Source organism: Nocardia sp. JCM 38205 (genome assembly GCF_058222935.1).
The window spans coordinates 56,838-69,215 of record NZ_JBYHFL010000011.1; the positions used below are offsets into that span (position 1 = coordinate 56,838).

Annotated in this window: 8 protein-coding genes; 4 read left to right on the top strand and 4 right to left on the bottom strand. The window is 69.8% G+C overall.

The annotated features are described in order from the left end of the window. Positions 1-8: 8 nt before the first annotated feature. On the bottom strand, positions 9-4,949 hold the full coding sequence (locus tag AC4HOU_RS27385) for an ATP-dependent helicase (RefSeq protein WP_490725555.1): 4,941 nt from the start codon (positions 4,947-4,949) through the stop codon (positions 9-11). Positions 4,950-5,017: 68 nt separating this feature from the next. Between AC4HOU_RS27385 and AC4HOU_RS27390 the strand changes: the two genes are divergently transcribed. Further along, positions 5,018-5,563, top strand: a complete 546-nt coding sequence (locus AC4HOU_RS27390) for a histidine phosphatase family protein (protein ID WP_280213428.1) — start codon at positions 5,018-5,020, stop codon at positions 5,561-5,563. A gap of 54 nt (positions 5,564-5,617) precedes the next feature. Here AC4HOU_RS27390 and amaB read toward each other — a convergent pair whose 3' ends face one another. Further along, positions 5,618-7,147, bottom strand: coding sequence for an L-piperidine-6-carboxylate dehydrogenase (gene amaB / locus AC4HOU_RS27395; RefSeq protein ID WP_490725556.1), 1,530 nt, complete (start codon positions 7,145-7,147; stop codon positions 5,618-5,620). Between the two features lie 110 nt (positions 7,148-7,257). On the opposite strand from amaB, the gene AC4HOU_RS27400 reads away from it, so the two are divergent. The 3 genes from AC4HOU_RS27400 to AC4HOU_RS27410 all read left to right on the top strand — a co-directional run bounded on the left by AC4HOU_RS27400 (position 7,258) and on the right by AC4HOU_RS27410 (position 10,506). Beyond that, complete coding sequence (locus AC4HOU_RS27400; protein ID WP_036533594.1) at positions 7,258-7,710, top strand: Lrp/AsnC family transcriptional regulator; 453 nt, start codon at positions 7,258-7,260, stop codon at positions 7,708-7,710. Positions 7,711-7,774: 64 nt separating this feature from the next. Continuing rightward, the gene (gene lat, locus AC4HOU_RS27405; RefSeq protein ID WP_490725557.1) at positions 7,775-9,124 is read left to right on the top strand and encodes an L-lysine 6-transaminase; all 1,350 of its coding nucleotides are present in this window, start codon (positions 7,775-7,777) and stop codon (positions 9,122-9,124) included. A gap of 191 nt (positions 9,125-9,315) precedes the next feature. After that, positions 9,316-10,506: a YncE family protein gene (locus AC4HOU_RS27410; RefSeq protein WP_490725558.1), complete on the top strand. Its 1,191-nt coding sequence runs from the start codon at positions 9,316-9,318 to the stop codon at positions 10,504-10,506. A gap of 21 nt (positions 10,507-10,527) precedes the next feature. Here the strand turns inward: AC4HOU_RS27410 and AC4HOU_RS27415 are convergent, their stop codons facing one another. Then, entirely contained in the window at positions 10,528-10,875 is a 348-nt protein-coding gene (locus tag AC4HOU_RS27415; RefSeq protein WP_194992094.1) for a hypothetical protein, read from the bottom strand. A 274-nt stretch (positions 10,876-11,149) separates the two neighbouring features. After that, a complete protein-coding gene (locus AC4HOU_RS27420; protein ID WP_490725559.1) occupies positions 11,150-12,091 on the bottom strand; it encodes a patatin-like phospholipase family protein in 942 nt (313 codons plus the stop codon). Between the last annotated feature and the right edge of the window lie 287 nt (positions 12,092-12,378).

Sequence of the window (12,378 nt, forward strand, 5' to 3'; positions counted from 1 at the left end):
CCGGGTGCTCACGGGCGTCCTCGTAGGCGCAGGCCGCGCGGAGTGGCGGCGAAACCGGCGTCGGTGAGGAAAGCGGCGAAGGTGTTGCCGTGCACCGATTCGCCGTCGACCCGGTCGATCACCAGCGAATCGACCCTGCGCTCGTGTACCAGCGCGGCCAGCGCCCGCGTCGCCCGCTGCCGGGCGGTGGGATCCTCGGTGAAGGTGAGCAGCGTCTTACCGCCGCGTTCCAGATACAGCACCAGCTCACCGCCGACCAGGACCACGAGCGCGCCCGCCTTGCGGCCTGGCCGGTGCCCGGACTCGCCGTCGCCCTTGGGCCAGGGCAGGGCGGCGCCGTACGGGTTGGCCGGATCGCAGGCGGCCAATGCCAGCGCCGCACCGTCGGGCCCGTTCGCACTGCCGCGGCCGCGGTCGCCGTCGAAGGACCGAAGCCGGTCGACCACATCGGTGGTGGAGAACTGGGCGCCGCCGAGGGAGTCGATGAAATAGCCGCGCCGGCAACGGCCACGGTCCTCGAATTCGGTGAGCACCCGGTACATCAGCGCGAAACCACCCGCCACGCCTTCGCTCTGTACCGAGCCCCTGGTGAGCACGCCGTAGCGTTCCAGGAGCAGATCGGCGGTGGCGTGCGCGCGAATCGTGTTGTCGGTCAGCCGGTCCGGGAGCAGTGACCAGCGTCCGGCGACCGTCGGCGGGCCGGAGCGGGTGGGCATGGCCTGGCGCGGAAGGTAGGCCCGGCCGCGCGGGGTGCGGCGTGGTGAGCGGTGCGCGGTCGGCGTCCGGGTGGAACCGGCCAAGCGGGCCCGCACCGGAGCGAAGGTGTCGCCCGAGACGAGTCCGGCCCAGACCAGCTCCCACAGTGCGTCCGCCACCGCGGCATCGTCGAGCAGGCCGGTGGCATCGGAGAGCTGCCGGAAGAAGTAGGCGCCACCGCCATGTAGCTGTGGCGGCACCCGCATCAGCGCCGATTGCTCGGCTGGGCGGGGCGACCCCGCGCCCTCCGATATCGCCCCGTTGGTGGGCGCCGGTGCTCCTGGCCCGTCGGCATTGTCTGCCGTAGCCGCGGCGCGCCCCGACGCAGGGGCGCCGACCTCCACCGTCCCGCTGCCATCGGAGATGTCATCGGGTGGTGAACCCTGTTGTACCGCAGTGGGATCAGGGCTGATGTCGGGCGCGTCCAGGTCGACAAGTGTGGTCGATGGCGTCGGGGAACCCGGTGACCACGCCGGTAGCTGGGCGCCGAGTGCGGTGAGCAGGCGCAGGTGGGTTTCGGTGAGTTCGATATCGTCGGCCGGGGGCAAGGTCACCGGTGCTTGGTCGGCGAGGTGCAGCGCGATCCAGCCGTCCTTGGCGTTGATGGCGCCGTGCCCGGACCAGCGCACTTCACCGGTGGCCATGAGTTCGTCCAGCATGGCGGGGGAGTAGTCGCGCACCCGGGCCGGCAGTACCAGCGATTCCAGGGCGGAGGCCGGGATCGGCACGCCGGCCAGCTGTTCCACCACCGCGGCCACACCGTCGATTCCGCGCAGCTCGCCGGTGCCGAGATGTTGCCAGGCGGGCAGGAAACGCCCGAAGGTCGCGGTGGACACCGGCTCGACCTCATGGCGGGCGGCGGCCAGGCTGCGTCGGCGCAGGCGGCGCAGCACCTGGGCGTCACACCATTCCGAACCTGTCGCAGCCGGCGTGAATTCGCCCTCCACCACTCGTTTCTCGGCTGCCAGCCGATGCAGGGCGCCAGCGGCGACCGCGGTGCCGAGACCGAACCTGGCTGCCACCGCATCCACCCCGAACGGGCCGTGCGTGCGGGCATAGCGCGCCACCAGATCGCCGAGCGGGTCGGCTACCGGTTCGATGAACGCGGCCGGGGTGCCGATCGGCAGCGGAACGCCCAGCGCATCACGTAATCGGGCCGCATCCTCCACCGGCGCCCACCAGGTGCGGCCGGCGAAGGAAACCTCGAGGGCGCGCCGGGCCTGGACCAGCTCGGCGAACCACGGCGCCGGATCCTCGCGGCATCGTTCGGCCGCCTCGGCGGCGGTGAGCGGTCCGAGCAGCCGCAGCAGATCGGCCAGGCCTTCGGCGTCGCGGGCCAGGCGTTCGGGGGTGAGCCGTTGCAGCTCGCGCTCGGTCTGCTCGATGACCGACGCGTCGAGCAGTTCCCGCAGCTCCACCCGCCCCAGCAGTTCGGCCAGCAGGCTCGAATCCAGCGACAACGCCGCCGCTCGGCGTTCGGCCAGCGGGCTGTCGCCGTCGTACATGAATTGACCGATGTAATCGAACAGCAGCGCGTTCGCGAACGGTGACGGCGTCGCTGTCTCCACCTCGATCAGCCGCACCTGCCGCCGCGCCACCCGGCCGAGCAGTTCGCTCAACGCTGGCAGATCGTAGACGTCGCGCAGGCATTCGCGCACCGTCTCCAGCAGGATCGGAAAATCCGGGAACTTGCGCGCCACATCGAGCAGCTGCGCCGAGCGCTGACGTTGCTGCCACAGCGGGGCACGTTTGCCCGGATCGCGGCGCGGCAGCAGCAGGGCACGGGCCGAGCACTCGCGGAAGCGGGAGGCGAACAGGGCCGAGCCGCCGACCTGCTCGGTGACGATGTCGTCGATCTCATCGGGTTCGAAGACGAACAGTTCGGCGCCGGGCGGATCGTCGGTGGTGTCCGGCAGCCGCACCACGATGCCGTCGTCGGAGGCGTTCGGTGCGGCGTCGACCCCGAAGCGTTCCCGCAGCCGCGCGCCCACCGCGAGCGCCCACGGTGCGTGTACCGGCAGGCCGTAGGGGGAGTGCAGCACCAGCCGCCAGTCACCGAGCTCGTCACGGAAACGTTCAACGATCAGCATGCGGTCGGTGGGCAGCCGTCCGGTCGCTGCGCGCTGATCATCCAGCAACGCAAGCAGATTCGAGGCGGCGTTCTCGTCCAGCCCGGCCGCGCCGACCAACTCGGCCAGCCCGTCGTGCGCCGGGGCGGTGGGTGCCGCCGCACGGGTGCGCGAGCCCGTCGCGCCGCGGGAGCCGGCCCCGGCGGTGCCATCCGGTGACGGCACCCCATCCTGATCGGCGAGCTCGGATCGGGGGCGCCGGCTACTGCCGTCCGGCTGCGCGCGCTCGGCTACCTGACCCGCGCGCCGAATGAATTCACCCAGCGCCGCGCCCAATTCGGCCGGGCGCCCGAGCCCGTCGCCGTGCCAGAACGGCAGCCGGCCCGGCAGGCCGAACGCGGGCGTCACCAGCACCCGGTCGAAGGTGATCTCTTCGATCCGCCAGCTCGTGGCGCCGAGGGCGAAGACATCGCCCACGCGCGATTCGTAGACCATCTCCTCGTCCAGTTCACCCACCCGAGAGGCCTTTTCGCCCACCATGTACACCGCGAACATGCCGCGGTCGGGGATCGCGCCACCGGAGGTGACGGCCAATCGCTGGGCGCCGGGCCTGCCGGTCAGCGTGCCCGCGTCGCGATCCCACACCACGCGGGGACGCAGTTCGGCGAACTCGTCGGACGGATACCGCCCGGACAGCAGATCGAGCACCGACTCATAGGCCGAACGCGGCAGCGTCGCATAGCTTCCGGTGCCGCGCACCACCTCGAACCAGGCGTCGACGTCGACCGGCTCCAGCGCGCACACCGCGACCGTCTGCTGGGCGAGGATGTCGAGTGGATGCGCCGGAATCTGGATGGCCTCGATCTGGCCGGTGGTCATGCGCTGGGCGGCGACGGCGCAGTGGATGACGTCGGTGCGGTGCTTGGGAAACAGCACCCCGCGCGAGATCTCGCCGACCTGATGCCCGGCCCGGCCGATCCGTTGCAGCCCGCTGGCCACCGACGGTGGCGCCTCCACCTGCACCACCAGATCCACCGCACCCATATCGATGCCGAGCTCGAGGCTGCTGGTGGCCACCACGCAGCGCAGCCGCCCGCTTTTCAGATCGTCTTCGATGAGCGCGCGCTGCTCTTTACTGACCGAGCCGTGGTGCGCCCGAGCCAGCAGCGGCGCCGCACCGTGCACCACCTCGGTGGACGCGCCGAGTTGCGCGGGTGGTGCGTGCTCGGTCTCGACCGGATCGCCCGCACGCTCGGCGAAGGTCTCGTTCAGCCGGGCGGTGAGCCGTTCGGCCAGCCTGCGGGAGTTGGCGAACACGATCGACGACCGATGGGCGAGCACCAGGTCCACTATCGCCTCGTCCACATGCGGCCAGATCGAGCCGGGCTGATCCGATTCGCCGGGCTCGGTCATATCCGCGATGGGCACCCGCACCGACAGGTCGAAGGTCTTCGGCGCCGGCGGCGAGACGATGGTCAGCGGCGCGCTGCCCACCAGGAATCGGCCCACCTCTTCGGGCGGGCGCACGGTGGCCGACAGGCCGATGCGCTGCACCGGGCGCTCGGTGAGCAGGTCAAGCCGCGCCAGTGACAAGGCCAGATGGGAGCCGCGTTTGGAACCGGCGATGGCGTGCACCTCGTCCACGATCACCGTCCGCACGGTGCGCAGCGTCTCCCTGGCAGCCGAGGTGAGCATGAGGAACAGCGATTCCGGGGTGGTGATGAGGATGTCCGGTGGCGTGCGCTGCATCGAGCGGCGTTCGCTTGCGCTGGTGTCGCCGGAGCGCACACCCACGCTGATGTGCGGCGGGTCGAGTCCGAGTCGCTTCGCCGTCTGGGTGATGCCGACCAGCGGGGCCCGCAGATTGCGTTCCACGTCGACGGCGAGGGCCTTCAACGGCGACACGTACAGCACCGTGGTGCCAGGCTCCTCGGATTTCTCACCGGAGGCCAGCCGATCGATCGCCCACAGGAACGCCGACAGCGTCTTGCCCGAGCCGGTCGGCGCGATGACCAGGGTGTGTTCACCGGCCGCGATCGCACGCCACGCACCGAGCTGGGCGTCGGTCGGCGCCGGGAAGGCGCCGTCGAACCACTCCTGGGTCGCGGGGGAGAACTCGGCCATGAGATCAGTGTGCACCCGGGCACTGACACGTAGGCCCCGACCAGCACCGACGCCGTATCGTTGCCGCTGTGTCCGGCGTGCTGAAACTCGACCTGATCGGCCACGGTGTGACCGAGGCCATGCGTGCCGCGCGCTTCCCCGGCGACGAGCCGCTCACCGACGCCGGGCGCAACGCCCTCGAACCGTTCCGCCCACCCGCTGGCGCGGTGGTGCTGTTCGCCCCCGAACGCCGGGCCCGTGAGACCGGGCAGGCGCTCGGCCTGCCGGGCACGTCCGATCCGGCGCTGCGCGACCTGGACGCGGGCAGCTGGCGAGGCCGCGAACTCGCCGCGCTCGAGCCCGCCGAGGCACATGCCTGGCTCACCGATCCGGGATTTCGCGGACACGGTGGTGAATCCGTCGACGACCTCATCGGCCGCGTCCGCGGCTGGCTCGACAGGGTCGCCGCCGGTGGCCGATCGACGGTCGCCGTCACCCACCCCGCGGTGATCCGCGCCGCCCTGCTGGTCGCGCTCGACGCCCCCGCCGCTTCGTTCTGGCGCCTGGACGTCCCGCCCGGATCCGCGGTCCGGCTGCACCACCGCGGGGCGTGGACGGTGCGGTTCGGCCGCTGACCGGACCGAATCGACCGAGTGGTCACCGATACGCAGGTGTGCGTCCGAGCCGACTCAGCCGAATTCGATCCCCTGCGCCAACGGCAGATCATCGGAGTAGTTGACGGTGTTGGTGGCGCGGCGCATATAGGCCTTCCACGAATCGGACCCGGATTCGCGTCCGCCGCCGGTCTGCTTCTCGCCACCGAACGCGCCGCCGATCTCCGCGCCCGAGGTGCCGATATTGACATTGGCGATGCCGCAGTCGGAGCCGTCGGCGGCCAGGAATCGTTCGGCCTCACGCTGATCGGTGGTGAACACCGACGACGACAGGCCCTGAGGGACCGCATTGTGCAGCTCGATCGCGGTCTCGAAATCGTGGTAGGTCAGCACGTACAGGATCGGGGCGAAGGTCTCCTCCCGCACCACCGCGGTCTGGGCGGGCATCCGGATGATGGCCGGTTGTACGTAATAGGCGTCGTCGCCGAAGCCGTCCACGCGTTCACCGCCGCAGATCAATTCCCCGCTGTCGTCGAGTGCGCGCTCGATCGCCTTGATCATCGACGCATGCGCCCTGGCGTCGATCAGCGGGCCGACCAGCACACCGGGTTCGAGCGGATTGCCCACGCGCAGTTGCAGATACGCGCTCTCCAGCCGGTCGAGCAGCGGGCCGGCCACATCGGCGTGCACGATCAATCGCCGCAATGTCGTGCAGCGCTGGCCGGCGGTGCCCGCCGCCGCGAAGACGATGCCGCGCGCGGCCAGCTCCAGATCCGCCGACGCCGTCACGATGGCGGCATTGTTGCCGCCGAGCTCGAGCAGGCAGCGACCCAGGCGGGCCGCGACCCGCGGTGCGACCGTGCGGCCCATCCGCACCGATCCGGTCGCGCTCAGCAACGCCACCCGTTCGCCGTCCACGAGCCGCTCGCCGGCCTCGGCGCCGCCGAGGATCAGCTGATGGATCTGCGGATCGGCGCCGACGTCGGCGGCGGCCCGGCGCAGCAGCGTATGGCAGGCCAGCCCGGTCAACGGCGTGGTCTCCGAGGGCTTCCACACCACGGTGTCGCCGCACACCAGCGCGATCGCGGTGTTCCAGGCCCATACCGCGACCGGGAAGTTGAACGCCGATATCACTCCGACCACGCCCAGCGGATGCCAGGTCTCCATCAGCCGGTGCCCGGGACGCTCCGAGGGCATCGTGCGCCCGTAGAGCTGACGCGACAACCCGACCGCGAACTCGCAGACGTCGATCATCTCCTGCACCTCGCCGACCGCCTCGGCGCCGATCTTCCCGGCCTCCAGCGTGACCAACTCGCCCAGCTCGTTCTTGTGCGCGCGCAGCAGTTCGGCGAGCCTGCGCACCACCGCACCACGCACCGGCGCGGGAACCGTGCGCCAGTTCCGAAACGCGGTGGCGGCCCGGTCGATCGCGGCCTCGACGTCGGCGGGGGCGTCCGGGCGCAGGGTCGCCAGCTGCCCGCCGGTGATCGGGGTGCGCGCGACCAGCGTGCCGGCCGGGGGAAGTTCGGCCCCGAGCGCGTCGAGCAGTGCTTCGGCGCGGCCCGGCAGCGTGCGGGTGGCGTGCTCGCCGACGATGTGGGTCATCTGGTCCTCCGCTTCGACGTCGGTGACCGGTACCTGATGCGGGTCCGGTCGCGGAATGAACGATTACAAGTTTTCTGCACGGGCCGCGTTGGCTGCGTTAGCCTTCGCTGATGGCGGAAACACCGGCAAAGCCCGTTCTCGACGACATCGATCGGCTATTGATTCGCGAACTGATGGCCGATGGCCGGGCGACCCTGTCGAATCTGGCCGAGAAGGCCAGCCTGTCGGTGTCGGCGGTGCAGTCGCGGGTGCGCAGGCTGGAAGCGCGCGGCGTGATCCGTGGCTACACCGCGAAGGTCGATCCCGAGGCGCTGGGGCATCTGCTGTCGGCATTCGTCGCGATCACTCCTCTCGACCCGTCTCAACCCGATGACGCGCCCGCATTGTTGCAGCAGATCCCCGGCATCGAGGCCTGCCACTCGGTGGCGGGCGACGAGAGTTATGTGCTGCTGGTGCGGGTGGCCTCGCCCCGGCATCTGGAGCAGCTCTTGCAGGAGATCCGCGCGACCGCAAATGTCCGTACGCGAAGCACCATCATCTTGCAGACATTCTACGACAGGTAGGCTTTGACCGGAGTTTCTCCGTTTTGTTGTAGAGATTTCGCTAAATCTTTCGTACCCTGCGGATGTGACCATCGAACTGGAGCGCACCCGCCCGGATGGTGACGAGGTATCGGTCACCACCGCATCCCGAGTCCATGAGATCTTGTCGGCGAGCATCCTCGCCGATGGCTTCGAGCTGGTTCTTGACCTACGACAATCGCAGGGCCGCCAGCTCGTCGACGAACGTGACGGCACCGTCTACCTGGACATGTTCGGCTTCTTCGCCTCCAACGCGCTCGGCATGAATCATCCGGCGCTCGCCGGTGACGAGGCGTTCGTCGCGGAGCTGGCCGGCGCCGCCCTCAACAAACCGAGCAACTCCGACATCTACACCGTCGCCATGGCCCGCTTCGTGGAAACCTTCGTGCGGGTGCTCGGCGATCCCCGGCTGCCGCACCTGTTCTTCATCGATGGCGGCGGTCTCGCCGTGGAGAACGCGCTCAAGGTGGCTTTCGACTGGAAGAGCAGGCATAACGAAAGCCACGGCCGCTCACCGCGTCTCGGCACCCAGGTGATGCACCTGACCGGCGCTTTCCACGGACGCACCGGCTACACGATGTCGCTGACCAATACCGACCCGAACAAGACCGCCCGCTTCCCGGCCTTCGCCTGGCCGCGCATCGACGCGCCGTACCTGGGCGAGGGACGCGATATCGCCGCGGCGGAACGGCTCGCGCTCGATCAGGCCGCGCGTGCGTTCGCCGAGAACCCGCATGACATCGCGTGTTTCATCGCCGAACCGATCCAGGGCGAGGGCGGCGATCGCCATCTGCGTCCTGAGTTCTTCCTCGCGATGCAGCAGCTGTGTCACGACAACGACGCACTGTTCGTACTCGACGAGGTGCAGACCGGTGTCGGCATGACCGGAACCACCTGGGCGTACCAGCAATTCGGATTGACACCGGATGTGGTGGCCTTCGGGAAGAAGACCCAGGTCTGCGGTGTGATGGCAGGCGGGCGCGTGGACGAGGTGCCCGACAACGTGTTCGCGGTGAGTTCCCGGCTGAACTCGACCTGGGGCGGCAACCTGACCGATATGGTGCGCACCCGCCGCATCCTCGAGGTGATCGAACGCGACGGACTCGTGGAACGCTCCCGGCTGCTCGGCGCGCACCTGCTCGACCGGCTCACCGAGCTGGCGCAGCGGCATCCGACCGTCACCGAACCGCGAGGTCGCGGGCTCATGTGCGCGATCACGCTGCCCGACACCCGCTTCCGCGACGATGTGCTCACCCAGCTGCGCGAACGCGAGCACGTACTCATCATCGGCACCGGCGAACGCGGCATCCGATTCCGTCCGCCGTTGACGGTGACCGTCGAGGAACTAGACGCGGCGGTGACGGCGCTGGACCGGGTGCTCACCGACCTGCACTGAGCGATCGACGGTTTCCCGCCCTGTACGGCGCGGACAGCTGCGCTACCGGGTGGCTATCCCTATGCTTCGCTGCCATGTCCTCCCGTCAGCACCACAATTCAGCGCCGGTGGCCGGCGTTCGCGGTCAGTGTTCGGAGGCTGCGACGCGGGTCTCCGGTGCCAGACCCCATACCTGTCGAATCGACCACGGCGTGCGGCGACGCCGGGCTTCCCTTGTCGCCTCGCTGGCCGTGGTCGCGGCCGTCGCCGGGTGTTCCAGCACGAGCGAAGCCGGTTCGGTCCAGCACACCGAGGGCGCCACCGCCACCACCACCTCGGCGCCGCCTCCGCACCTGACGAACCTGCTCCCCGGTATGCCGCCACCGCTGTCGGACACCGACGTGTACGCGGCCAACCGGGAACTGGACCCGTCGGTGGCCGACCATCGCCCGCTCGTCTACGTGCCCAACAGCGAATCCAATACCGTCACCGTGATCGACCAGGCGACCTTCCAGGTGGTCGACACCTTCCCCTCGGGCGGGCAGGAACCCCAGCATGTGGTCCCGTCCTATGACATGCAGACCCTCTACGCCACCAACGATCTGCCCATCGGCGGCGGCAGCCTGCTGCCCATCGACCCGCGAACCGGCAAGCCCGGCGCTCCGATTCCGGTGCGCGACCCGTACAACATGTACTACACGCCGGACGGCAAATTCGCGCTCGTCGTCGCCGAGGCGGACAAGTCCCTGGACTTCTACGATCCGAAGACGTGGCAGAAGCTGCACGGCGTCCCGGTGCCCGACTGCGCGGGCGTCGACCATATGGACTTCACAGCCGACGGCCGCTTCGCCCTGGCCAGCTGCGAATTCATCGGGCGGATGCTGGTTTTCGACGTCGCCGAACGCAAGCCGATCAGAACCATCGACCTGCCCGGCGGCCGCTCCGGCAAACCGCAGGATGTGAAGCTCTCACCGGACGGCACCGAGTTCTTCGTCGCCGACATGGTCGCCAACGGCATCTACGTCTTCGACGCCCTCACCTTCGAGAACACCGGCTTCGTGCCCACCGGTCATGGCGCGCACGGGCTCTACATCACCCGTGACTCGAAGCAGATGATCATCACCAATCGGCACGAGGGCAGCATCTCGGTGTGGGACTTCGCCCAGGACAAGCTGGTGCACAAGTGGCATCTGCCCGGCGGCGGCAGCCCCGATATGGGCAATATCTCCGCCGACGGCCGCATCTTCTGGGTCTCCGGCCGCCACCACGGCGAGGTCTACGCCATCGACATCATCGACTGGAAGCTACTGGCGCGCATCCCGGTCGGGAAAGGCGCGCACGGGCTGACGGTGTGGCCGCAGCCGGGGCGGTATTCCACCGGGCACACGGGCGTCATGCGTTGAGGCCGAGGTGGTGCGGATCACTCAGCCCGCTCGGCGCGGGCTCAGACCGAGTGCGCCCTCGGTGAACCGCCGCACTGCCGTCAGCCCGGCGTCGAGAGCTTCGTCGTAGCCCGGGCGGGACCAGCCGGTGATCTCGGCGGTGCCGTCGGCGCCGGGGGTGACGCCGATCTCGGCAACGAGTTCTGCGGTCGTCGGCTCGCACACCGCCCAGGAGTAGTGGGTTTCGTCGTCCCACTCGGCGGAGCGGCGGTTCACATAGCCGGGGTCGGTGATGCCGCCTTCGGCCAGCGCCGGGCGGTCGTCGATGCGGTCGTCGGCGCGAAGGGCGCGCAGGTACCAGGAGCCCGCGTTGATCTCGATCGGTTCCATCAGCTCTCTTCGTCTCACGTGCCCGGCAGCGCATCGGCGGTACTCCGCACGACCGTGGTCGGCTTCCGGTGCAAGATTAGCCGCGAGACGATCGGCCATGCCTCGGCAGCTGCCGCGCGACTTGATCGGCTCGGCAGCCGGGCGATAGCACCGAGCGTGGGTAGGCAGCGCGCCCGAGGCGCCTACGTCAGGATGTCTCGGCGCGAACCGATCCGGACGTTCACCGAGCAGCATCCCGGCGGCCCGGTCGACCAGCGGACGTGCATTCAGCCGATCAGCTGCGATCGCGCTGCGCTACGACCGCGCCCAGCGCCGCATGCGCCGCCTGCCGCCCGATCTCGAGGGCCCGCGCCAGCAGATCGGTATCGCGGGCCGCACTGTCGACGGCAGGCGAACCCACGGGCGGGTGGATCTGCAGGACAGCGTCGCCGAGGCCGGCCAAGACCCGGTCCTCCACTGCCTGCTGGTGCGGGCGCTCCAGCCAGGCCCGGTAGGCGCCGGGCGCGCGCACCCGCAGATAGGTGCCGCCGACCACCGAATGCACGCGCGAGGGGGGCGGGCGGCGCTCGTCCACCCGACGGGTACGCAAGACCAGCGCATGGGTCGCGCCGGACCGCAGCGCGGTGCGGATCGGCACGGTTTCGGCGAGTCCGCCGTCCAAGTAGTAGGCGTCACCCAGCGCGACCGGTGGCCCGGCCAGGATCGGCAACCCCGCCGACGCCCGCAGCGCGGTCATCAAGGTGTGCTTGTCCACGATGTGCCGATTCAGGTCCACCGCCAAGCCGGTGCGCACATCGGTGGCCACCGGGTGGAAGGTGGTGGAGTTGGCCAGGATGGCCGGAAAATCCATCGGCTCGATGCCGTCGTAGACCTGATGCACCAGATACCGCAGATCGAAGGCCGGGCGGCCACGCAACAACCGGGCGGGATCGATCGCACGGCGCATGATCACGGGATCGGTCCACGACCGCATCCCCGGCTCGGCCCGTCCGCACAGCAGCCACGCACCATTGATCGCACCGGCCGACGTGCCGTAGACGGCATCGAACACCCCGGCCAACCCCAGCTGCTCCAGCCCGTGCACCATGCCGCTGGAATACACCCCGCGACTGCCGCCGCCCTCGACGACGAGCACCAGCCGATGCCCATCGGCGCGGCTACCGGACTCGACGCGGGCACGAATGACCTCCGCGACGGCGGGGACAGAGCTGGTCACGCGACCACGATACTGGGTTGTCCGGCCGCAGGCGCGGCGTGTTCGCGGCCCCCAATGTCTCGCGTTTCCGTTCGCGCTGCTCGCCTGCGGCGTGCGCACCGCGAACGGAAACGTGAGACGGGCCGCGGACGGGGCTCCTCGGGGTCGCCCTCCGGGGTTGGGCTCATGGGCCGCGTGTCGTGCGGGTTGCTCGCCTTCGGCCTGCGCAGCGGCAGCGGAGACGCGAGACGGGCCGCGAACGGGGGCTGATCAGCTCCTCGTTCGCGGCCCGTAGGTCTTCGGCCTGC